Consider the following 22,882-nt stretch of genomic DNA (forward strand, 5'->3'; position numbering starts at 1 on the left):
CGCAATGGCCTATCGATGGCAGATAGTCGTTGCAACGCGGAGTCTTTTCGAAATCTGACCGACAGTGACGCCGGGAGAAAAACCATGAGCGCCGAGCAGCCGACCATCATTTACACGCTGACCGACGAGGCGCCACTGTTGGCGACCTACGCCTTTTTGCCGATCGTGCGTGCCTTCGCCGAGCCTGCGGGTATCAAGATCGAGGCCAGTGACATCTCGCTGGCCGCCCGTATCCTGGCCGAGTTTCCCGATTGCCTGACCGAAGAGCAGCGGGTGCCCGACAACCTTGCCGAACTGGGCCGGCTCACGCAGTCCCCCGACACCAACATCATCAAGCTGCCGAACATCAGCGCGTCGGTGCCGCAGCTCGTGGCTGCCATCAAGGAACTACAGGGCAAGGGCTACAAGCTACCGGACTATCCGGAGAATCCGAAGACCGACGCAGAACGACAGCTACGCAAGCGCTATGCCAATGTCCTGGGCAGCGCTGTGAATCCCGTACTGCGGGAAGGAAACTCGGACCGCCGCGCGCCCAAGGCGGTCAAGGAATACGCGCGTAAGCACCCCCACAGCATGGGCGAGTGGTCAATGGCTTCGCGCACCCATGCGGCGACGATGAAGCACGGCGACTTCTATCACGGCGAAAAGTCGATGACACTGGACCGCGCGCGCAACGTGAAGATGGAACTGCTGACCAAGAGCGGCAAGACGATCGTGCTCAAGCCCGAGGAGTCGCTGCAAGAGGGCGACATCATCGACAGCATGTTCATGAGCAAGAAGGCATTGTGCGAGTTCTATGAAGAGCAAATGGAGGACGCCCGCAAGACCGGCGTGATGTTCTCGCTGCACGTTAAGGCGACGATGATGAAGGTCTCGCACCCCATCGTCTTCGGCCATGCCGTGAAGGTCTTTTACCAGGATGCGTTCGCCAAGCACCAAGAGCTGTTCGATGAACTGGGCGTAAACGTCAACAACGGGATGGTCGATCTCTACAACAAGATCGAATCATTGCCCGCATCGCAACACGACGAGATCATCCGAGACCTGCACGCCTGCCACGAGCACCGCCCGGAGCTCGCCATGGTCGATTCGGCCAAGGGAATCACGAACTTCCATTCGCCCAGTGACGTGATCGTGGACGCCTCGATGCCGGCAATGATCCGCGCGGGCGGCAAGATGTACGGCGCCGACGGGCGGACCAAGGACACCAAGGCCGTGATGCCGGAGTCCACCTTCGCCCGCATCTACCAAGAACTCATCAACTTCTGTAAGACCAACGGCGCCTTCGATCCGGTCACCATGGGTACCGTCCCCAACGTCGGCCTGATGGCGCAGCAGGCCGAAGAGTACGGCTCACACGACAAGACATTCGAGATTCCCGAGGACGGCGTCGCCAACATCGTCGACCTGGCCACCGGCGAAGTGCTCATGACGCAGAATGTCGAAACCGGCGACATCTGGCGTATGCCCATCGTCAGAGACGCGCCGATCCGAGACTGGGTCAAGCTGGCGGTCACCCGCGCACGTCTGTCGGGCATGCCGGTGTTGTTTTGGCTGGACCCTTATCGGCCGCACGAGAACGAGTTGATCAAGAAGGTCAAGAGATACCTAAAGGATCACGACACCGAGGGCCTCGACATCCAGATCATGTCGCAGGTGCGGGCCATGCGGTACACGCTGGAACGGCTGATGCGCGGGCTGGACACCATCGCCGCCACCGGCAACATCCTGCGCGACTACCTCACCGACCTGTTCCCGATTCTCGAGCTGGGCACCAGCGCCAAGATGCTGTCCATCGTGCCGCTGATGGCCGGCGGCGGCATGTACGAAACGGGGGCCGGCGGTTCGGCGCCCAAGCACGTCAAGCAGCTCGTGGAGGAGAATCATCTGCGCTGGGATTCACTCGGTGAGTTCCTCGCTCTGGGCGCCAGCCTGGAAGACATGGGCATCAAGACCGACAACAAGCGGGCCAAGATCCTGGCCAAGACGCTGGATGCCGCTACGGGCAAGCTCCTGGAGAACAACAAGAGCCCGTCGCGCAAGACCGGTGAGCTGGACAACCGGGGAAGCCAGTTCTATCTCGCCATGTACTGGGCGCGAGAACTCGCCGCGCAGACCGAGGACGAGGAGCTGCAAAAGCGCTTCACCGCACTCGCCGATGAGTTGACCAAGAACGAAGAGATCATCGTGGCCGAACTCAACGAGGCACAGGGCGAAGAGGTTGACATCGGCGGTTACTACGCACCGGACCCCGACAAGACCGCGGCGGTGATGCGGCCGAGCAAAACGTTCAACACAGCACTGGCGGCGGCGTTTTAGTCGATCAGTTCGCGAAGCATCCCGATGAGCTTGACCCGCTCGGCCGGCGTTCCCGCGATGGGCACCACGTTCAGGGTGGTAACGCCGGCCTCGCGAAACGCCGCGACGCGTTCTTGGACGAACCCGGGTGCGCCGATCAGGTTGATGTCTCGCACGAGCTCATCGGGCACGGCCTTGGCGGCGCCGTCCTTGTCGCCCGCTAGATAGAGCTCTTGAATGCGATCGGCTTGAGGTCCGTAGCCATAGTTGGTGGCCAGGGCGTGATAGAAGTTCTTGCCCTTGGCTCCCATTCCGCCGATGTAGAGGGCCAGCTGCGGTTTGACGAATTCGCGTAGCGGCTCGACGTCTTCTCCAATGGCCAGCATTGGGCCGGCGTACACGTCGAGCTCACCCAACACAGAGTCGCGTTTGGCCCGGCCTGCGGCCAAAGCCTGGCCCCACACCTGCTGGGCCTTCTCCGGCAGAAAGAAGATCGGCTGCCAGCCCTCGGCGATTTCGGCGGCCAGCTCAACGTTCTTCGGGCCGAGCGCGGCAACTAGGATCGGGATGCGTTCGCGGACAGGGTGATTGATGATCTTGAGCGGTTTACCCAGGCCGGTGCCCTGGTCGGCGGGCAGCGGAATCGTGTAATGCTTGCCCTGGTATTGCAGGTTCTCGCGACGCCACACCCGACGGCAGATCTCGATGACTTCGCGGGTGCGGGCGATCGGGGCGTCATAGGGCACGCCGTGGAAACCCTCGATGACTTGTGGGCCCGAGGCGCCCAGGCCGAGCGTAAAGCGGCCGTCGGAAACGTAGTCGAGCCCGGCCGCGGTCATCGCGGTCAACGTGGGTGTTCGGGTGTACAGCTGCAGGATGCCCGAGGCCAGCTGCACCCGCTCAGTGCTGGCGGCCAGGTAGCCCAGCGCACTAACCGCGTCGAACGAATACGCCTCGGGGACAAAGACAATATCCAAACCGGCGCGCTCAAGCTCGGCCACTTCGGCTGCCACTTCCTTGAAGCCACCCGCGTAGTTGATGGCCAATCCGATCCGCATGATCAACCCGCCTTCGCGTGGGCGAACTCTTCGGCCAGTTCCACAGCTTCTCGCTGGATCCGATCGAATTGGGCCCCCATCGCCTCGGACAACGCCGTCGCACCCGACAACGGCCGCACCATCACCATGAAGTCGTCGATCAGACCGTCGTCGTCGAAGTGCAGAAAGTCGCAACCGGTGATCCTGGTGCCCGATACACCGCGTATCCCGGTCTCGAACACGAACGCATGGTCGTGTCCGTTGCTGTCGGCGATTTCGCGAACATAGTGAAAGTCTTCGAACACCCGCAGCACACCGCGCAGAATCGCGGCCGTGATCGGCTTGCCGATGTACGGCTTGAATGCCACCGGGCTGTTGAACACCACGGTTTCGGACAGCATCGCCTGGATGGCAGCCTCGTCGCGATCCTCGACTGCCTTGCGGAAGGGATGCATCAGCACACCTCACATAGTCAATTTGTTGAGTAGGCGTGATTGACGCTAGAGGGGTTTCGTCAGTATGTCTATAGGCGATTAATCATTTTGTTGATTAGTAGTGTTGTTGTACTATCAGCCGATGTCGCTCCGAGACGCGGTGTTGGCCGCACTCCTGGAGGGTGAGTCGTCGGGATACGACCTGGCCAAGGTCTTCGATGCGTCGGTGGCGAACTTCTGGATGGCCACCCCGCAGCAGCTGTATCGCGAACTCGACCGGCTTGCCGAGCAAGGACTCATTCAAGCGCGCGTCGTTCACCAAGAGCGCCGACCCAACAAACGCATGTACTCACTGACCGAGGCGGGCCACGAAGCGATCCGGCAATTCACGGCCCGGCCGCCCAAACCATCGGTGATCCGCGATGAGCTGCTGGTCAAAGTCCAGGCCGCCGACGCCGGCGATACGCAGGCCGTCCGCGACTTCATCGCCGAACGATTGCAATGGGCCACAGCCAAACTGCAACGCTACGAACGGATACGGAACCGCATGCTCGACGGTCGCACCGAGCAAGCCTTCTTGGCAGAAGCCGAACGAGTGGGACCCTACCTGACGCTGCAACGCGGAATCTCGTTCGAGCAAGAGAACATTCGGTGGGCCGAACACGCGCTGACCGTCATCGAACGTCGGCACCGGCATGACTCGGGCGAACCATTCGCCTATGGCGCGGGGCCCGCGAGGTAGTGGGCTAGCACCGGTCGCAGCCAGTCAATGAGGGTTGCGTCGTCCATGTCGGCGAGCGCAGGGATGCACAGGATGTAGCGAGCCACCGCGAGGCCAAGCAGTTGCGATCCCACGAGGGCAGCACGCTCGGCAGCGCGGTCGGCAACGACCACGGCCAGTGCGGGGGCCACCCGGTCGACAAACACCTCGAGTAGGGCGTCTGCGGCGGCGCGGTTTGTCGCGGCCGCGCGTAACAGTGGAAGAAATGGCCCCTGAGGACCCCAAACGCCGACGAACATCGGAACGAGCACGTCGGCAACGCTGTCGGGTGCGACATCGGAGAGATCGGGAAATGTGATGTCGAATCGGGATGCCGCTGCGAAGAGTTCTGCCTTACTGCCGAAGTAGTGCATGACGAGCGCGGGATCGACGCCGGCCTCCGATGCGACCGAACGAATGGTGGTGCGCTCAAAGCCATGGTTCCCGAACTGCGCTCGCGCAGCGGCCAGGATCGTCGCTCGGGTGGCCTCGCCATCACGCACCTTCGTCGCCATGTCGAGCAGTGTATTCAACAACTGTTGACACCGCACGCTTCGAGTCGTATGGTTGAGTTCAACAATTGTTGAACTCCCTGGCAGGAGGTCGATAATGACCGTCACAGCCATCCAGATCGGACTCGACCCCGAGGTCATTGACTACTCGTCCGCCGACTTCGCCCAATTCCCCGGCCTGTCCAAGGAGAAGCTACGGGCCGCCAACGACGACAACGTCGCGGCGCTGCGCGCCGCCGGCTATCACGTCGACAACTGCCTTATCGCCTTCGGCGAAGCGGGCGCCGAGAAAGCCCGTCGGTGGCTCGGCGCCACACGCTATGACGCGGTGCTCATCGGTGCCGGCGTGCGGCTGGTCGCGAGCAACACGCTGCTGTTCGAGTCGGTCGTCAACGCCGCACACATCACCCAGCCCGGCTGCCGCTTCGTTTTCAATCGCGCGGCCACCGCGACCCCCGACGATATCCGCCGCTGGTATCCATATCCGGAGGCGGTGACGCGATGACCACGCGCGAAGTTGACGTCCTGGTCGTCGGCGCGGGGCCGACGGGGCTGACGGCCGCCGGTGACCTCGCACGGGCGGGTCGCTCAGTCGCCGTCCTGGAGCGCTGGCCAACGGTCAACCCGTCGAGCCGCGCGTTTGCCACGATGGCGCGCACGCTTGAAGTTCTCGACGCCCGCGGACTCGCTGACGACCTGTTAGAGCACTCGCACAGGGCGCCGGGGGTCACAATCTTCGCCGGTGCCCGCATTGACCTCACGCACCTGGATTCGCCCTATCGATTCGTGATGATCACGGCGCAGACCAATGTTGATCGGGCGCTGGTCGGGTACGCCGGCGCGCAGGGCGCCGAAATCCGGCGTGGCATCGAGGTCATCGGAGTCGAGCAGGATGCTGATGGCGTGATGGTGACCGTACGGGCGGAAGCCGACCAGCGCTCCCGCTGGCGGGCGCGCTATGTGATCGGCGCCGACGGGGCACACAGCACCGTTCGCGCCTTGGTAGGCGCGGATTTTCGGGGTAAGCCGGTCCTGTCGTCGGTCGTGCTCGCCGATGTGAAGCTGTCGCGCGGACCATCCGATGGCGGGCTCACGCTGAACAGCACCCGCGACGTGTTCGCGTTCCTGGCCCCGTACGGATCTTCGTGGTACCGGGCGATGCTATGGGACCGCAGCAATCAAGTGCCCGACAACGCACCGGTGGACCGGGGGGAGATCGTCGCCATCTTGACACGGGCAATGGGCATGGACCCCGGCATGATCGATGTGGGGTGGAAGTCCCGATTCCATTGCGACGAACGACAAGTCGCGCAATACCGGCATGGTCGCGTGTTCTTGGCCGGAGACGCGGCCCACGTTCACTCCCCCATGGGCGGGCAGGGCATGAACACCGGAATTCAGGACGCGGCAAACCTCGCGTGGAAGATCGACGCGGTGATCGGGGGTGCCGACGACGCCGTGCTTGACAGCTACCACGACGAACGTCATCCGATTGGCAAGCGGGTGCTGCTGCAGTCCGGACTCATGGCGCGTGCCATTACGCTTCATCCGCGAGGTGCTCGACTGATTCGAAACCTCTTGGTGCCCAAGTTACTTCGTGTCCCCCGCGCGCGCGACGCGGTAGCCGGCAGCTTCGCGGGAACGACGTTGCGGTACGCGCGTCGCAGCCGCGAGAGCCGTCTGGTAGGCGCCCGTGCGACGCAGATTCCGTTGACGCAAGGCCGACTCACACAACTACAACGTCAGCCCGGCTTTGTTTTCGTTCGCGAGCACGCTGCGACTCCGGTTGAAGTAGCGGCATTCCAGGCGGAACGCTCCGATCGCGGTCCAGCTGTATTGGTCCGGCCCGACGGCTACGCAGCGTGGGCCGGCGACTCGGCCGATCGGGCCGCATGGTCCGCGGCTCTTACCCGGTGGACGGGACCAGTTTCTTGTGTGCCCGCTCGCGCCCAGCGTGCACGGTAGTGTGCATACAGCGATGAAAGTTGTGCTGGCGGGCTACGGAAGTCGCGGCGATGTCGAACCCTGCGCCGCCGTTGGCCGGGAGCTGCTGCACCGAGGCCATGACGTGCACATGGCGGTCCCGCCCAACATGGTTGGCTTCGTCGAATCGGCGGGTCTCGCTGCGGCCGCCTACGGGCCGGACTCACGGGAGCAGATGAACCCGGCATCCAATCTGGTCCGCAACCTAGCGACCAACATCCAGAATCCGATCAGCATGCTAACGCAAGTCATTGAGCACGTTAGCCACGTCCACGCGGAGAAGAGCACGGCGCTGACGTCACTGACGGACGGGGCCGATCTGCTCGTGACGAGCTTCAACGAACAGGGATTGGCCGCCAATGTCGCTGAGTACCATGGTATTCCGCTGGCGGCGCTGCACTTCTTCCCGGCGCGGATCTGGGCATCTGGAGGCCCGGCACCGCTTATAGCGAAGGCGGCGGAAGACGCGCAACGCCGCGCACTGGGCTTGCCGGAGTCATCCGGACCTTTGACACCACCACTGGAGATCCAGGCCTACGACGAGCTCTGCTTGCCCGGGCCGGCATTCGAATGGGTGGAACCGGACCGTCGACGGCCCTTCGTCGGAGCGCTGACGCTGCAGTTGCCGACCAATTCCGACGATGAGGTGCTGTCCTGGATCGCCGCCGGAACGCCGCCAATCTACTTCGGCTTCGGCAGCACACCGATTGCGTCGGCCGCTGATACGGTCGCCATGATCAGCGGGGCCTGTGAGCGACTGGGCGAGCGCGCGCTAATTTGCAGTGGGCCGAACGACTTCCACGGGCTTCCGCAACCCGGCCACGTAAAGATGGTCGACGACGTGAACCACGCGGCCATCCTTCCGGCGTGCCGCGCGGTCGTCCACCATGGGGGCGCCGGCACTACCGCCGCATGCATGCGGGCGGGTATACCAATGTTGATCCTCTGGCTCTGGCTCGATCAACCGATCTGGGCAGCCGCGATCACACAACTGGAAGTCGGTGCTGCGCAGCCCTTTTCAGCCACCACCCAGGATTCACTGGTGGCGGACCTGCGTGCCATTTTGGCTCCGCCATGCGTTGCTAAGGCCCGTGAAATGGCCGCGCAGATGACCGCTCCCACCAAAAGCGTTGCCACAGCCGGCGATCTGCTCGAACAGCTTGTTACGCCGCTATCCCGACGCGCCGCACGGCACCCGTGACCGGTATCGGAGTGTTGCTGACAACGCTGAGCCCCGCCAGACGGCGCCACGATCGAATAGCCTGGCGCGTGACTTCGACGATCCGCCTGGGATCGGTTTCGGCGACCGCCAGTCTGTGGGCACGCAGGGCGTTGCCGGTTACGGCGTCGAGCGTGGCCGTGTCGTCGGTGTCAACCAGTGCGGTTGACTGGTATGCCGCGCGGAGCGCATAGCGTTCGGCACCCACGGGCAACCTCGCACTTATGTCGCGTGCGTTGCGGGCGGCGCCGTCCCATGCGGCGATCGACGGCATGTCGCCGGGGGCAAGCCTGCGATGTAGTTCGGCAATGTCGTTGATCGCTTCGGCCGCGGCATTGCTGGCGTATCGAACGACACCCCACGGTGGACTGGTCAACAGTTTGTCCACCCAGGTATGCATCACCTTGTCGGTGAATTCGGCGGTTCCTACCGTCAGCCAACCCAGGTCGAGTGCCAGCACGCTGTCTTCTGGCGACAGGTGGCCGTCGGGCCCAGCCAGCGTGTCATTGCACAACTGAACGAACGCGGCCAGCGGGCGCGCCGAAGTCGCTGGAAAGTCGGTGATGTGCGCGTCGCCATTGATGTATGAAATCGCGTTCATGGCACACCCTTTGGCGGATCCGGGCTGGTGGGATCCGCTGGCCAGTCGCAACGGATGGGTAATGCGGTCGAGGTCCATTTGATTTGCTTCCTAAATGCACTGCCCTTTATTCGCACCCTATGGCACCCGCAAGTCGTCATGCGCCGCGACACGACAATGATTAATCCCATTCCACCGTATCTCGGACCCCGGGGCTTGCGGCAAGACCCGGGTCATGCTGCACAATCGCTGACCTGGGCCAGAAGCTGCGGAATGGGGGAATGTGTCAGCTCAACGGTACGACGACGAATTGCGGTCCGAGCGAAGCTATGTAGCCGGGCTCTACACGCGGCTCGACGCCGAGCGCGTGCGATTGAGGGCTAACTACAACGCGGCGCTGCGCGGCCCGATCGATGTCCAGGACGGCGGGACCCTCGTCCAACGAGATGTCGAGGTGCGTTCACTGGCCAGGGCGGTGAAGCGGCTGGACATCGCCGACAACGGGCTGTGTTTTGGCCGGTTGGACAGCCTTTCGGGCGAACGCCTATATATCGGCCGGATCGGAATTTTCGATGAGGACAACGAGCACGAGCCGCTGTTGCTCGATTGGCGGGCACCCGCGGCACGCGCGTTCTACATCGCCACGGCCGCGAGTCCGGAGAACATGCGCCGACGCCGCCAGTTCCTGACACGCGGTCGTCAAGTGCTCGATTTTACCGACGAGGTTTTTGGGCATCCCAGCGCAGCGGAGCGAGGCGGCCGCGGTGACTCAGCGCTGCTGGCGGCGGTCAACGCACCACGCGGCGAAGGGATGCGTGACATCGTGGCCACGATCCAGGACGAACAGGACCAGATCATCCGGCTCGATCATCCGGGGGTTCTCGTCATCGAAGGCGGACCTGGCACCGGGAAGACGGTGGTCGCGCTGCACCGCGTCGCTTACCTGCTCTACACCCAGCGGGAGCGGTTCGAACGTCACGGTGTGCTCGTCGTTGGGCCCAATCACGCGTTCCTCAACCACATCGGCCGCGTGTTGCCGTCGCTGGGCGAGTCGGAAGTGGTGTTCATGACCACCGGCGACCTGGTGCCCGGTCTGCACATCACCGCCGAGGACACCCCGCATGTCGCGCGGCTCAAGGGCTCGCTGAAGATCTTGGACGTGCTCGCGGCGGCGATCGCCGATCGGCAACGGCTACCGCAGGATCCGCTGCCCATCGAATTGTCGGACGTCACGGTGCGCATCGACGCCGAGACCGCGGAGTGGGCCCGCCAGGAGGCGCGCGACAGCGGGCTACCGCACAACGACGCCCGCGCGGTGTTCAGCGACATCGTCACCTGGGTGCTCACCGAAAGGGCGATCGCCCGGATCGGCCGCGGCTGGCTGACCCGGCAAGATAGCCAAGCGTGGGAGCAGCTGCGTGGGGACCTGCTCGAAGAACTCGCGGGCAACGCGCAGTTCGTCGCCGCCCTCGACGAACTCTGGCCGATCTTGACACCGGAAACACTGTTGGCATCGCTGTACACCTCCCCAGAGCGGTTGCGAGCCGCCGGCGCCGACCAGGCGCTGTGGCGCCCAGATGGCCCCAATGGCCAAGCCTGGACACTGTCGGACATACCGCTGCTCGATGAACTTATCGACCTGCTGGGCCGCGACAAGCCGGCAGACCATTCCGCCGAGCGCGAACGCACGGCCGAAGCCGAGTACGCAGCCGGTGTACTTGACCTCATGATCAGCCGCGAGGACCTGATGGACGACGAGGATCACCTGCTCGCAACCGACCTGCTATATGCGGAGGATCTCGCCGATCGTTTTCACGAACGCGATACCCGACAACTCGTCGAACGAGCCGCCGCTGACCGGGACTGGACCTACGGGCACGTCGTGGTCGACGAGGCCCAGGAACTGTCCGAGATGGACTGGCGGGTGCTGATGCGGCGCTGCCCGGCCCGATCCTTCACGGTCGTCGGCGATCTCGCGCAACGCCGCTCAGTGGCCGGAGCCACATCGTGGGACACGATGCTGGAGCCGCACGTGCCCGGCCGCTGGGTCTACCGGTCGCTGTCGGTGAACTACCGCACCCCGGCGGAGATCATGGCCGTAGCAGGCGAGCTGCTCGCCCAATTCGCTCCCGGTGTGCAGCCACCGGAGTCGGTCCGCGCGTGCGGCGTGCACCCATGGTCCCGACGCATCACAGATGACGAATTAGCTTCTGCTATAGCGGAATTCGTTCGAGACGAGGCCGGTCGTGAAGGCACCAGCGTCGTCATCGGGCCGGCGGACGTGCCGGGCGCGGTGGTGCCGTCGGAAACCAAGGGCCTCGAATTCGACGCCGTCCTGGTGGTGGAGCCGGAGCGAATCCTCGCCGAAGGCCCACGCGGTGCGGCCGATCTCTACGTCGCCCTCACCCGCGCCACCCAGCGCCTCGGTGTGCTGCACCGCGGCCCCCTGCCGTCGGCCTTGGCCGGACTCGCCGAACGGGCAAACAGATGAATGAGGCTCATTCGGTCCGTCAGATCTGGCGGTCGCTCGGCCTGCCAGGCATCGTCGACGTGCACACCCATTTCATGCCTAAGCAGGTGATGGAAAAGGTGTGGCGGTACTTCGACGACGCCGGTCCGCTGGTGGGACGCCAATGGCCGATCGCCTACCGCAGCGATGAGGAGCGTCGGCTGGAGACGTTGCGCGCGTTCGGGGTGCGGGCCTTCACGTCGCTGGTCTATCCCCACAAGCCCCAGATGGCAACCTGGCTCAACCAGTGGGCGATGGCGTTCGCCGAGATGACGCCTGATTGCCTGCACACGGCGACCCTCTACCCTGAGCCCGGCGTGGAAGTCTACGTCCGGCAGGCTGTTGACGCTGGTGCACGGTTGTTCAAGGCCCACATTCAGGTTGGCTGCTACGCCCCCCCCGATCCGCTGCTCGACACGGCATGGGGCGTCATCGAAGCCGCCGCCGTCCCGGTCGTCATCCACTGGGGATCCGGTCCCGCCCCCGGCAAACACCCCGGCCCCGAGCCCGTCACGGCGTTGCTGAAGCGTCATCCCCGCCTATGCTTGGTCGTCGCTCACATGGGCATGCCCGAGTACACCGACTTTCTCGATCTGACCGACCGGTACGACGGCATGCGGCTCGACACCACCATGGCGTTCACCCCGTTCGTGGAGGAGACCATGCCCTTCCCAAAGTCGGAATACCGACGCTTGCGCGACCACGCCGATCACATCCTTTTTGGGAGCGACTTTCCCAACATCCCGTATGGCTTCATCGACGCGATGCGCGTCCTGACCCGGTTACCCGGCATCGACGACGTGTGGCTGCGAAAGGTGTTCCACGACAATGCTGCTCGCCTCTTCGGTTTGCCTGGAAGCTAACGCTGGGTGATCACGAATACGCGATACGGGAAGCAGTTGCGGTGCCGCATGGTTGAACCCTAAATGCGCATTGGAGTTGTGTTCCCGCAGACGGAGCTTGGTGGAGACCCCGCGGTCGTACGCGCGTACGGGCAGGGCGTCGAAGAACTCGGATATACCCACATCCTCGCCTACGACCATGTCGTGGGCGCCGACCCGGACATCCATCATGGCTGGTGGGGCCCCTACAACATCGACTCGACGTTTCATGAGCCGTTCGTCCTGTTCGGCTATCTCGCCGCGGTCACTTCGTTGGAGTTGGTCACCGGCGTCATCATCCTGCCGCAGCGACAGACGGTGTTGGTGGCCAAGCAGGCCGCCGAGGTTGACCTGCTCACCGGTGGGCGGTTTCGGCTCGGTGTTGGGTTGGGCTGGAATGCCGTCGAATACGAGGCGCTCGGCGAAAGGTTCACCAACCGTGGCAGGCGTTCCGAGGAACAGGTCGAGGTCATGCGCAAGCTGTGGACCGAGCGATCGGTGACCTTCAACGGGGAGCACCACACGGTGACGGGAGCGGGCCTAGCCCCGCTGCCTACTCAGCGGCCCATCCCGGTGTGGTTCGGCGCCGCGTCCGACCGCGCCTACGAACGCGCCGGACGGCTTGGCGACGGCTGGTTTCCGATGATGGAACCCGGACCTGGTCTCGACTACGCCCGTGAGCAGGTCGTGCGCGCGGCAACAGTTGCTGGCCGCGACGCCAATGACCTCGGGATGGAAGGCCGGGTTAGTTGGACCGGTGACGCCGACAAGACCGCGGCGGACATCGTCGCCTGGAAAGCGGCGGGGGCCACGCACGTGTCGGTGAACACCATGAAGGCTGGCCTGGCGAATGTCGACGACCACCTCGCTGCCTTGGAGCGGATCGCCGCCGGGCTCGCATAACCCTGCATACTGCAATTCATGGCTCAGCCTCAAGTGGTCGTCGCTTTCCACGCCCACCCTGACGACGAGGTGATCCTCACCGGCGGCACGCTCGCGAAAGCGGCAGCGGCGGGGCATCGCGTCGTCGTCGTCACCGCGACCGACGGACGCATGGGAAACGAGGCCGACAACCCGCGGCTGGATGAATTACGGTCGAGCGCAAGCATTCTCGGAGTGCACCGCCTCGAGTGCCTTGACTACGCCGACAGCGGCTACGGACCGGACTTCTACCCGGATCCGCCTGGACGGGTCCGGTTCGGTCGAGCCAATGTCGACGAGGCGGCCCAGCGGCTCGCCTCGATACTTCGCGCCGAAGATGCGCAGCTACTGCTCAGCTATCAGAGCAACGGCGGGTACGGCCACCGGGATCACGTGCAAGTGCATCATGTTGGTCAGCGGGCCGCTGAATTGGCAGCGACTCCACGCGTACTCGAAGCGACAATGCCGCGGGAAGTGCTCACCCGCATCGGGGATGTTGCGCGCCTGCTGCGGCTGCCGGCACCCTACGAGCCCGACGTGGTGCGCGCGGCATACGCGCCGCGGGCCACCATTACCCATCGGATCAACGTGCGCCGGTTCGCGCAGCAGAAGCGCGATGCTTTCGCTGCCCATCGATCGCAGATCGGTGATGGGCTCAATGCGCGGATGTTCGGCGTGTTGCTTCGCCTGCCGCCCCAGGTGCTCGGCTTGATCTTCAGCCATGAATGGTTTGTCGATCCGGCCGCTCCATCGGGGCCTCCGAGGCCTCCGCAGGACGACATCTTCGACTGAATTGACGCGATAAACACTTCGAGCTCGGGAATAGCCTTGCGGGCCTGCCGTGTTGAGCCGCACATGAAAGCTTTCACCGAGGCCGAGCGTCAAGAGTTCCTTGCAGCAAAGCACGTCGCCGTGCTGTCAATCGATTCGGCCGACGGCCGCCCACCGGCCAGCGCCCCGATTTGGTACGACTACACCCCCGGTGGGCACATCCGGATTAACACCGGCCCATCAACTCGCAAGGCGAGGCTCATCGAGCATGCCGGTGCGGTGACGTTGGTCGTGCAACGCGAAGAGCCGCCATACCAATATGTGGTCGTGGAGGGCACCCTCGTCGAGACCACCACGCCGGCCCCGTTGGAGGCACGGGAGGCCATTGCCATCCGATACCTCGGTGAGGAGGGTGGACGCGCCTTCGTCCGTAGTCTCGACGGCCAGGACAGCGTTTTGTTCACCATCCGTCCCGACCGTTGGCTCAGCGCCGATTTCTCCGATGAGTTCTAGGCGTTGGAAACGTCGCGATTGACCGCCTCAACTACGGTGTGCGCGTAGCTGATACAGCCCATGGGTGGTAGCGACGACCGCACCGGTGGCATCGGTGACCACCGCATCCAGCGTGTAGTCGGATTTACCCTTCGCGGCGGCCTCGGCTTCGACGCGGGTGATCGTCTGGTCGTCCATCCTCGCCTTGGCTCGTAGCGCTGTGGTAGCCATACCGACGAATGTGATATCGAGTTTTTTCACCAGCGGGAAGTACTTGCTTGCGTCGAACGTCGCCAAAGCGATGATGCCACCGAGGATTTCGGCGACGGTGAACTGAACGCCGGCATAGATGACACCGAAGTGGTTGCCGTTGCCCTCGGCCGGAACGCTGGCCGCGGCGAATCCTCGGCCCGCCTCGAGCACCCGTACACCCATCTGGTCGGCGGTCGGAATGGTCGATGCCATGCCGGCATTCATCATCTCGACAAGCGAGTCAGTCACATCGTCGATCGTTACATACGCCACACGCCGCCGGTCACGCACTGCCGTCGATCTCAGAGATACATCCCTCCCGGAACCGTGGCCTGGTACCGTCCGCTGCTCACCTCGGCCAGCAGCGTCTCCGAGCTGACGGTACCGCCGTCGCCCGCCAGCACCGCCCGGCGCACGACTTCCCGGATGTCACTGCCGCTGGTCTGTTCGGGTAGTGCCGCCACGACCGCCGCCGTGTCGACGGCGTGGCCGCCGGGGATCGTGCGGATCAGCGTCGCCAGGATGCGGGCCGCGTCGGCGCGGTTGGGGTAGCCGACCTCCACCACGGAGTCGAACCTCCCGGTGCGGATCGCCGCTTTGTCCAAGGTCGCGGCGTCGTTGCTGGACGCCAACGTCAGGATGCGAGCGTCGGCTTTGACGTCCATGGCCTGCAACAGCTCCGAGAGTCCGGCATCGCCGGCTGCACGGTCCCGGCACCACAGGTCGATGTCCTCCAGCACGATCAGCACCGGACCGCCCAGGCGTTGCGCCTCCTCCACGACGACGGTCAGCAGTTCGGCCCCCGCCCTGGCCTCGACATAGATCACGGTGAACTCCCCAACGACCTCCCGCGCCACGACCGCGCTCACCGCCGACTTGCCGGTGCCGGGCGGGCCGCACAGCAGGACACCGCGCCGTGCGCCGAGGCCGTGCGCGGCGAGCAGTTCGTGGCGGTCGCGCACCGCGGTGACGCCCAGGTCGACTTCGGTCCACACGTCGTGGGGGACGATGACGGTGTGGCGGGTCGCGGTCGACGGCAGATCGATGACGGTGAAGCTCAATCCGCGGTTGTTGGTGGCGCGCACCGCCCGGCCCCGGTATGGGTTCAGCTCGTTGGCTCGCGCGGCGAGCCGGTCGAGCACGGCGCGGGCCTGGGCCTGGTCGTCCGGTTTCACGTACGCGCTGACGAGGGCGTCGTGCATGACGGTCTGGCGCGCCTCGATGTGGATGACGGATCCCACGTCATCCAGGAGGGTCCCGGCGGGAAAATGCACGCGCAAGCACAGTGGGTGCCGGTAGCGCTGGCCGCCGATCTCGGTCTGCGTCCACTTCGGCGGATCGGCGCACTCGCCCGGACCGATCTCGCAGACGTGCTCGTGTTCGTCGATCCATTCCGCCAGCGCCAGCGCGGCGGTCAATCTGGACACTGGATTGAGTTCGCGTTCCTCATCGAGTAGGTGCCCGCAGTCCGGCACGCCCAAGCAGCGAGCGGTGAATCGCTCTGCGCTTTCGACACTTTCACGCTCGACGACCCCGACCAGCAATTCGCCGAGTGCGCGCAACGCGGGACGAACACCGTAGTCCAGGCCATCCAGCCAGGCATTGATGTCGGCGATGGGCCGGCGGCGCGCGTCATTGCCGTCGGCCAGTCCGGTGGGCAGGTCGGTCAGTTCGTTGTCGGTGAGGGTCATGGTCTTGTGGTTGTTTCGTTGTAGGGCAACCGATCACCATCGCACCTGCCCGGCAGGAGGTCAACTGATTTTGACGAACACGGCGGCTAGAAATTCAGCCCCGAGAACATGACCCGGCCGGGATCGTACTTCTGCCGCACCGCGCTAAGTCGGGAGAGATTCGGGCCAAAGTACCGCGACGGCGGCTGATTCGCTTCGAGATAATTCACATAGCCGCCAACCGAATACGCTTGCACCGCTTGATGTGCCGCGTTGAGCCAGCCGGTCGCTGCCGATGGGTCACCGGATGTCTCCACGTACCACTGCACTAGCGCGGACTGCCGACGCCACGGATAGGCTGTAGCTCCCGGCGCCACACTGGCGAGGGCGCCGTCGAGCGCATGCATGATTGCCAACATGCGGCCAGCCCCGCGGGGGAAGGCGTCGACAGCCGAGGCGATCCCCTGAGCGACGGCCGAATTGACGGTGGGAAAGACATCCGATCCGCCGACATATCCCAGCGGTGACGGGTTGAGGTTATTGACGGCCAGATACCTCACCAGGTCCATGTAGTTGAACGTGTGGTTCTCGGTACCGGTCGGTTGCACTCCCACGGCTGAGACGATGGCGGCCCCCGCGCTGCTGCCCGAACCGGCCGGGCAGGTCGCCAGAATTCGACAGTGCGTACCTAGCGCGTCGACGGTGGCGTCCGCCAGCGCCCAGCTGTTTCGATCGGCGGTGCGCAGCCAATTCTGCCAACCGACGAGGACCTGAGCGAACGACTGCGGCGGGAAATTGAGGTTCACGACGTCGACGTCCTTAGCGGGGAAGGTGGCGAACGTCAGCGAGGTTGTGACCCCGAAGTTGCCGCCACCGCCGCCGCGCAGGGCCCAGAACAGGTCGGGATTGCTGGCGGGAGATGCGGTGACCGCCTGACCGCTGGGCAGCACCACCGAGGCGGAGGTCAATTGGTCACAGAGCAGGCCCGCGTGCCGGGAATTGGCGCCCATTCCACCGCCCAGGGCGTGCCCAGCGGCACCGACCGACGGGCAGGTACCCGTCGGGATGCCCCGGCCGGCCGCAGCCAGCGCCTCGTGCATCGCGTACAAACTGGTCGCGGGAGTCACCGTGATCTGCCCAGTCCCTGCGTTGTAGTTGATTTCGCCGGGCAGCTGGCGCAGGTCGAGCACCATTGCGCCGTTCGCCGTGGATGCCCCTGTATAGGAGTGGCCACCACTGCGCGGCGCGACCTTTAGGTTGTGGGCGGTAGCGAATGCCATCGCTTTTTGAACGTCCGCCGACGATGTGGGGGTGACGATCACCGCCGGTGTTAATCCGTTGTAGTTGGTGTTGAAAACTTGTTTGGCCGTTGCGAATTGGGGGTCGTCCGGTCGTAACACGCGCCCGCCGAGCGCGGATGATAGGCCGTCCACGCCTGAGGTATTCGGATCGGCGGTAGCCCGGACGGGGCCGAAAACCACGCCAGCGGCCAACGCTCCGGCGGCGCCCCGTAGAAACGTCTGGCGCGAGATTTCACGCGCCAACGCCGGGCTCCCGAGCCGTGACGGTCGCGAGGCCGGCGCAGCCGGGCGCTGCGGGCCGGCACCATCGGGCCCTGACGGTCGCGAGGCCGGCGCAGCCGGGCGCTGCGGGCCGGCACCATCGGGCCCTGACGGTCGCGAGGCCGGCGCAGCCGGGCGCTGCGGGCCGGCACCATCCCGCAAAATGCGTCATGCCCGGCATCGTCATTGACGGGACGAAAAATATCGCGGTGCCGTGCTGCGTGACACCTGAAACGTGCCCGAACCTTTACCCAATCCGGCTCAATGACCGAATTCATCGAAAGTCCGTTTGGCGGCCGGGCGGCTGTGGGACTAGATCAATTTGGGCGTCAAGCGGTCGGCGATGCGCAACACAACGGCGATAGGCCGGGCGAAGATTGCCACGAGCGCACCGTGCAGACGTCCGCGGCGCCTCGCCGCAACCCGCGGCGGCAGCGCCGCGAATAGCGTCGCGAGACCAGTAAGCGGACGGATGAAAACCTTGCAGTCAACGATCTGCCCCTGCTCGTTGCAGCGCACCAGATTCATGGCTTCCAGCGGCACCCCGCGAACGCGTCCGCGAAACGAAAACGCTCGCGCATCACCGAGCGCGAGTGGTTCGGTGGTGTGGATGTCCTCGAGGACGGCGAAGATATCGCGGTGCAGTGCTGCGACTTCGTCCCGGCCCTCGAACCGCACTCGCTCGGTAATCGGGGAGTGAAAGACCACGTCGGGCGCCAAGAGCTCAGCGAAGGCATCGGCGTCGCCGCGTTCCCCGGCGGCGCGCAGGGCGGTGATCGCCGTCGAAATCACCGATGTAGCGGTGGTGTGGCTGGAGACAGACATTGAACTCCCCTCTCGTGTGTGGTTATGTTTCGATCTCGATTTGGTCGATGTCGAGCGCGACGAGGATCGGATACGGGAGAGCTCGCCCGCCGGGTCCTCGTGGGCGCACCCGGCGGCGGGTGGGAAAGACCAGTCCGGCGAAGTGTCGGTGGTCGTCGCAGTAGTGGGCGGCGTGCGCCCACCGACCGATCGGCGCGGCAACGTAGTCGTGTCGACGGATGAGGCCGGCAGCATCAACGTAGAACGTCTGTCGTCGGGAGTGGGTGTGAATCTCTGGTGAGAAGCCGACCTCGAGGCGTCGCCACTGCTGGCCTGCCTCCCGCCACGGGCCGGCTTCGGTGACGGACACTCCGTCGCGCGTCAGGAGCATGGGCAGCGAGAGGTAGTTCCACCATGCGTATCCGGCGAAGTACGTGGCATCGTGAGCGTCCCAGTGAAGGTTGCGACGGAGTCCGCTGAGGCCAGCGAAGGCGGCGCGGGCGTTACGCCGGGCGCTGATCAGTTCGCCGTCGCGGGTCTCGATTCGTACGTCACCTCGGTCGAACACCGCTCGCTGGTCGTGCTGCGGGAAGCCGAAGAAGATGGCGTGCTGTTCTGCCAGCTGAACACGCACGTTGACGCTTTCCATTCGGTTGCCGGGGAAGCGCGAGCGCAGCAGACCGCCGAAGCTGCCATGGGCGGTGAGCGCCGTAACGGCGCGCCACCGTTCAAGGCCGCCATGGGCGGCGAGGACCTCGTCGAGCAAGCGGTTCATGTCTGCGCCGCGCCCAGCACCGTGGTAAGGACGCTCGGGTCGCCATGGAGACTTGCTCGGGAAAGTGCTTGGTCGACACTGATCACACCGGCGGCGAGTCCTAGCACCTCCTCGGGCTCTGCTACCAGGACCGTGTCTGGACGCCGGGCGGGTTGGACGCTCACGCGGGGACCGTCCTTGCCGATCCGAAGTGTCATGCAAACACCGCCGACCTCGATGCCAAGCTCAGCCGGAGGTTCTGCCCTCCTTCCGCGGAGCAGCGCCGGGAGGGCCACAGCCAGCCAGCGAGGCTGCAGGATGTCGCCGCCTGGGCCGCGTTCCATCAGCGGCGCGGACCAGCGGATGAGGCCCTCAATCGGCTCACGCAGCTGAGCGCCCCATGGGGTGAGCGCGTACACGATGGCATTGCCCTCCTCGGCCAGCCGTCGCTCGACCACGCCGGCGGTCTCGAGGCCGCGGAGGCGGTCGGCGAGCAGGTTGGTGGCCACGCCGGGGAGCCCGTCGAGCAGCTCGCGGAAGCGGGCGGGTGCCATGAGGAGCTGGCGAACGATCAGCAGATTCCACCGGTCGCCCACCACATCGAGCGCCCGAGCGAGACCGCAGTACTGGCCGTAGCTTCGACTCATTCTTGCTTGAGAATATCAAGCGCGCTTGATAGAATCTAGTCTTGCGGCCCGCCGTCCTGCGCCGGCGGAAGGAGGCCGACCTGACGGTAGATCGCCTTGAGGTAGGCCACCATCTCGGGTACATCGGGCGGATCGGGCTGGAGCACCCGGTACATCACCGCGCCGGCCATCATGTCGATCAGCACATCTGGATCTGCGTCGGCCGCTACCGTGCCGGCGTTGCGTGCCCGTTCGAGCAGCCGCGCCACGAGGTGGCGGCGCGGTAGCACGTAATGCTTCCAATAGGTCGCCATCAGCGATGGATGGCTGACGGTAGAGCCCAGAATCCGCGCGACGAGTGCCCGGAACTCGGGCGCCGCACCCGTTTCGGCCGCTTTCGACAGCGCGGCCTCAACCAGTTGATGTGGCGAAACCCGGTTAATCAAATCTTCTGATGGACACTCCACCTCATGCGCTACCTGCGTTTCGATGGCCGCGGCAATCAACTCCTCCTTGCTGGACCATCGGCGGTAGATGGTTAGCTTGCCGACGCCAGCACGCTTTGCGATCTGCTCGATGCTGGCACCGTCAATGCCACGTTCGATGAAGAGCTCGAGGCCAGCGCGCAGGATCGCGTCATCGGTGGCGGGGTCCCGTGGTCGGCCACGGCTTCGGCTCTGCGTCATCGAACTGAAGGTTCCGACAAGGCATTCGCCAGCCAGCGGTCAAGGCCCGCGGCATCGTCCGGCTCGCCCCGCCAGGCTAGGTGGGCGTCCGGACGCACGAGCATCGCTTGATTACCGTCGTAGCGCAGTACTCCGAGATATTCGCCGATGCGCCGGCGGGCGGCTGGTTCGCAGGCGGGCTCGACACTCTTCGGAGCCAACAGCGCCCAGTGGCTGCCAAGCTCCGCGTACAGCCGCGACGGCGACCCGTCTTCGCGTTCGCATTCAACGTCGGCGATCCGATCACCGGGCCGCGGCTTGCGCCCGCGTCCGCCCAGCGGGCCCTTGCGGTAGCTCACCCATAGCTGCGAGGTGGTGTAGGTGGCCCACCGCTGGATTGCGGGGACGTTGAACAGCCGGGCGACAACTCGGTCCCGCAGAAAGCGACCCACCGAACTGCTCGCGATGTTGATTCGGGTCACCGTGCTGGTGCCCCGCAGCACCTCGGCGGCCAGCGGCCGGCGTTCGGCCTGATACGTGTCGATCAACGACTCGATCGCCTTGCCGCGCAAGATGAGAGCGAGTTTCCACGCCAGATTCTCCGCATCCCCAACACCGGTGAGCATTCCCTGCCCGCCGAACGGCGCGTGCGCGTGGGCTGCGTCGCCCGCGAGCAGGATCCGGCCTCGACGGTAGCTGTCGGCAAGCCGGCGATGCACCGAGAAGAGCGAAACCCACTCGGCCCCGCCGATGAGGACATCGCGCTCGGTTCGCTCGGGCAGGATCTGTCGAAGTCGGTCGAGAATGTCTTGGTCGCTCGGCTTTTCGTCGTAACCGGGGTCATAGGCGATGATCCGCCACAGGTCATTTCGTCCACCCGGGTCGGGCATCGGCATCACGCCAATCATGCCCGTCGGATGAATCCAGCCGGTGGTTCCGCCTCGATCGAGGTCCCAGTCCAGGTGCAGGTCAGCCAACAGGAAGCGTTCGGTGAGTTTGACGCCGGGAAAACCGATGCCGGCAAGCTCTCGCACGGTGCTGCTCGTGCCGTCACACCCGACGAGCCATCGCGTGTGCACCGAGCGGCCGTTGCCCAGTACGGCGGTGACGCCGTTCTCGTCCTGCTGGACCTCGACGAGCGGGCTGTTCCACCCCGGGGCCCCGCCGAGTTCGGCCAACCGAGCGCGAAGGGCCGCCTCAACCCTGGTCTGTGACACCACCATTGGCGGGCCGGCGGTTCGCAGTCCGGGATCGCCGAACTTCAGGTTCATGATCGGGCGGTCGCCGAGGTATGTCGTGACCCGCATCGCGCGCAGCGACTCGTCCGGCAGGGTGCCCAGCGCGCCCAGCCGGTCGAGCACCTCGGACCCGCGGGCGGGCATGAAGTTGGCCCGTGACGTCGTCGCCGGGCCGGGTGCACGATCGACGACGCATACCGAAATCCCGTGCAACCGCAGCGAACAGGCCAGCGTCAGACCCGTCGGGCCCGCGCCGACGACCAGAACCTCAGGGTTATGCATGTTGCCAGCGTAGTTTATTAACGGTACGTTATCGATAACAAAATCGTCCTCAGGACCGTCGAGGCGTGACGAACGGTACGAGCACCTCGTCGACGAGTTGCACGATCAGCTCGTCGTTGATCGGGTCGCCGGTCACCAGCAGCCGGTGCCACAGCACGCTCTGACCGAGCTCGCGGGCGATCTCGATCGGCACGTCTGCGCGCACATCGCCACGGGCGACACCACGAGCCAGCAGATCAGCCATCTCCTTTTTGCGCCAGCCGATTACGTCGGTGCGGAAGGCCTCGGCGAGTTCGGAATCGTGTGCGGCCGCGGCGATCCCGGCCTGGATGACGGCGGCCTGTGGACCGGTGAATAGGTCAGCCCAGCCGCGAAGTACCGCCAGCATGTCCTGGCGGTAGCTCCCGGTGTCCTCGTGTGGGATCGCTGCGACAGCTATGCGTAGCAGAGTGTCTCGGACTAGCGCCGGGCTGTCGGGCCAGCGCCGGTAGAGCACCGCCTTGCTGGTGCCCGCGGCGCTCGCGACGGCCTCCATGGTGACACTGGCCGCGCCGTGCTCAACGACGAGCCGGAGCACCGCGTCCCTGATCGCCGCATCGAGTTCCTGACCGTGGCGTCGCCGCATCGACGAT

The 22,882-nt window shown here is 64.9% G+C and carries 23 protein-coding genes; 10 read left to right on the plus strand and 13 right to left on the minus strand.

Features of this window, described 5'->3' with window-relative positions:
* Nucleotides 1–84: 84 nt before the first annotated feature.
* Nucleotides 85–2,319, plus strand: a complete 2,235-nt coding sequence (locus MSIMFI_RS05730) for an NADP-dependent isocitrate dehydrogenase (protein WP_191496472.1) — start codon at nt 85–87, stop codon at nt 2,317–2,319.
* Here MSIMFI_RS05730 and MSIMFI_RS05735 read toward each other — a convergent pair.
* Together MSIMFI_RS05735 and MSIMFI_RS05740 are read right to left on the minus strand one after the other, a co-directional pair.
* Nucleotides 2,316–3,356, minus strand: a complete 1,041-nt coding sequence (locus MSIMFI_RS05735; RefSeq protein WP_191496473.1) for an LLM class F420-dependent oxidoreductase — start codon at nt 3,354–3,356, stop codon at nt 2,316–2,318. The genes MSIMFI_RS05730 and MSIMFI_RS05735 overlap by 4 nt on opposite strands.
* 2 nt (nt 3,357–3,358) lie before the next feature.
* The gene (locus MSIMFI_RS05740; protein WP_191496474.1) at nt 3,359–3,790 is read right to left on the minus strand and encodes a nuclear transport factor 2 family protein; all 432 of its coding nucleotides are present in this window, start codon (nt 3,788–3,790) and stop codon (nt 3,359–3,361) included.
* A 121-nt stretch (nt 3,791–3,911) separates the two neighbouring features.
* Here MSIMFI_RS05740 and MSIMFI_RS05745 point away from each other — a divergent pair, with 121 nt between their 5' ends.
* Nucleotides 3,912–4,511, plus strand: coding sequence for a PadR family transcriptional regulator (locus MSIMFI_RS05745; protein ID WP_191496475.1), 600 nt, complete (start codon nt 3,912–3,914; stop codon nt 4,509–4,511).
* On the opposite strand, the gene MSIMFI_RS05750 is transcribed toward MSIMFI_RS05745, so the two are convergent.
* Nucleotides 4,487–5,044, minus strand: a complete 558-nt coding sequence (locus MSIMFI_RS05750; RefSeq protein ID WP_191496476.1) for a TetR/AcrR family transcriptional regulator — start codon at nt 5,042–5,044, stop codon at nt 4,487–4,489. The genes MSIMFI_RS05745 and MSIMFI_RS05750 overlap by 25 nt on opposite strands.
* A gap of 94 nt (nt 5,045–5,138) precedes the next feature.
* Here MSIMFI_RS05750 and MSIMFI_RS05755 point away from each other — a divergent pair, with 94 nt between their 5' ends.
* The 3 genes from MSIMFI_RS05755 to MSIMFI_RS05765 are packed head-to-tail and all read left to right on the plus strand — an operon-like array spanning nt 5,139 to nt 8,225.
* On the plus strand, nt 5,139–5,546 hold the full coding sequence (locus tag MSIMFI_RS05755) for a hypothetical protein (RefSeq protein WP_191496477.1): 408 nt from the start codon (nt 5,139–5,141) through the stop codon (nt 5,544–5,546).
* Complete coding sequence (locus MSIMFI_RS05760) at nt 5,543–7,006, plus strand: FAD-dependent oxidoreductase (RefSeq protein ID WP_191496478.1); 1,464 nt, start codon at nt 5,543–5,545, stop codon at nt 7,004–7,006. The genes MSIMFI_RS05755 and MSIMFI_RS05760 overlap by 4 nt, the downstream gene beginning before the upstream one ends.
* Before the next feature lie 13 nt (nt 7,007–7,019).
* Nucleotides 7,020–8,225, plus strand: a complete 1,206-nt coding sequence (locus MSIMFI_RS05765; protein ID WP_191496479.1) for a glycosyltransferase — start codon at nt 7,020–7,022, stop codon at nt 8,223–8,225.
* Here the strand turns inward: MSIMFI_RS05765 and MSIMFI_RS05770 are convergent.
* On the minus strand, nt 8,188–8,844 hold the full coding sequence (locus MSIMFI_RS05770) for a hypothetical protein (protein WP_224770094.1): 657 nt from the start codon (nt 8,842–8,844) through the stop codon (nt 8,188–8,190). The two genes, MSIMFI_RS05765 and MSIMFI_RS05770, sit on opposite strands and share 38 nt — an antisense overlap.
* A 262-nt stretch (nt 8,845–9,106) precedes the next feature.
* On the opposite strand from MSIMFI_RS05770, the gene helR reads away from it, so the two are divergent.
* From helR to MSIMFI_RS05795, 5 genes are all read left to right on the plus strand, one after another.
* Nucleotides 9,107–11,314 (plus strand): RNA polymerase recycling motor ATPase HelR, encoded by a 2,208-nt coding sequence (gene helR, locus MSIMFI_RS05775; RefSeq protein WP_191496481.1) that lies wholly within the window; start codon nt 9,107–9,109, stop codon nt 11,312–11,314.
* Nucleotides 11,311–12,195 (plus strand): amidohydrolase family protein, encoded by an 885-nt coding sequence (locus MSIMFI_RS05780; protein ID WP_191496482.1) that lies wholly within the window; start codon nt 11,311–11,313, stop codon nt 12,193–12,195. Before helR ends, MSIMFI_RS05780 begins: the two co-directional genes overlap by 4 nt.
* Before the next feature lie 63 nt (nt 12,196–12,258).
* Nucleotides 12,259–13,116 carry an LLM class F420-dependent oxidoreductase gene (locus MSIMFI_RS05785; RefSeq protein WP_191496483.1) on the plus strand — a complete coding sequence of 286 codons (858 nt, stop codon included), beginning with the start codon at nt 12,259–12,261 and terminating at the stop codon, nt 13,114–13,116.
* An 18-nt stretch (nt 13,117–13,134) separates the two neighbouring features.
* Entirely contained in the window at nt 13,135–13,926 is a 792-nt protein-coding gene (locus MSIMFI_RS05790; protein ID WP_191496484.1) for a PIG-L deacetylase family protein, read from the plus strand.
* Between the two features lie 63 nt (nt 13,927–13,989).
* A complete protein-coding gene (locus MSIMFI_RS05795) occupies nt 13,990–14,418 on the plus strand; it encodes a pyridoxamine 5'-phosphate oxidase family protein (protein WP_191496485.1) in 429 nt (142 codons plus the stop codon).
* Between the two features lie 27 nt (nt 14,419–14,445).
* Here MSIMFI_RS05795 and MSIMFI_RS05800 read toward each other — a convergent pair whose 3' ends face one another.
* The 9 genes from MSIMFI_RS05800 to MSIMFI_RS05840 form a co-directional block, all read right to left on the minus strand.
* The gene (locus MSIMFI_RS05800; RefSeq protein WP_318187377.1) at nt 14,446–14,898 is read right to left on the minus strand and encodes a PaaI family thioesterase; all 453 of its coding nucleotides are present in this window, start codon (nt 14,896–14,898) and stop codon (nt 14,446–14,448) included.
* A gap of 53 nt (nt 14,899–14,951) precedes the next feature.
* Complete coding sequence (locus tag MSIMFI_RS05805; protein WP_191496486.1) at nt 14,952–16,340, minus strand: ATP-binding protein; 1,389 nt, start codon at nt 16,338–16,340, stop codon at nt 14,952–14,954.
* Between the two features lie 86 nt (nt 16,341–16,426).
* Nucleotides 16,427–17,863: an FAD-binding oxidoreductase gene (locus MSIMFI_RS05810; RefSeq protein ID WP_191496487.1), complete on the minus strand. Its 1,437-nt coding sequence runs from the start codon at nt 17,861–17,863 to the stop codon at nt 16,427–16,429.
* A gap of 330 nt (nt 17,864–18,193) precedes the next feature.
* The gene (locus MSIMFI_RS05815) at nt 18,194–18,706 is read right to left on the minus strand and encodes a nuclear transport factor 2 family protein (RefSeq protein ID WP_191496488.1); all 513 of its coding nucleotides are present in this window, start codon (nt 18,704–18,706) and stop codon (nt 18,194–18,196) included.
* Between the two features lie 22 nt (nt 18,707–18,728).
* A complete protein-coding gene (locus tag MSIMFI_RS05820; RefSeq protein WP_191496489.1) occupies nt 18,729–19,460 on the minus strand; it encodes a hypothetical protein in 732 nt (243 codons plus the stop codon).
* Nucleotides 19,457–20,086 (minus strand): winged helix-turn-helix transcriptional regulator, encoded by a 630-nt coding sequence (locus tag MSIMFI_RS05825; protein ID WP_191496490.1) that lies wholly within the window; start codon nt 20,084–20,086, stop codon nt 19,457–19,459. The genes MSIMFI_RS05820 and MSIMFI_RS05825 overlap by 4 nt, the downstream gene beginning before the upstream one ends.
* Before the next feature lie 35 nt (nt 20,087–20,121).
* Nucleotides 20,122–20,751, minus strand: a complete 630-nt coding sequence (locus MSIMFI_RS05830) for a TetR/AcrR family transcriptional regulator (protein WP_191496491.1) — start codon at nt 20,749–20,751, stop codon at nt 20,122–20,124.
* Nucleotides 20,748–22,250 (minus strand): FAD-dependent oxidoreductase, encoded by a 1,503-nt coding sequence (locus tag MSIMFI_RS05835; RefSeq protein ID WP_191496492.1) that lies wholly within the window; start codon nt 22,248–22,250, stop codon nt 20,748–20,750. Before MSIMFI_RS05835 ends, MSIMFI_RS05830 begins: the two co-directional genes overlap by 4 nt.
* A gap of 49 nt (nt 22,251–22,299) precedes the next feature.
* Nucleotides 22,300–22,875, minus strand: coding sequence for a TetR/AcrR family transcriptional regulator (locus MSIMFI_RS05840; RefSeq protein WP_191496493.1), 576 nt, complete (start codon nt 22,873–22,875; stop codon nt 22,300–22,302).
* Nucleotides 22,876–22,882: the final 7 nt, after the last annotated feature.

Origin of the sequence: Mycobacterium simulans (assembly GCF_900232995.1) — a bacterium.
GTDB classification, from domain to species: domain Bacteria; phylum Actinomycetota; class Actinomycetes; order Mycobacteriales; family Mycobacteriaceae; genus Mycobacterium; species Mycobacterium simulans.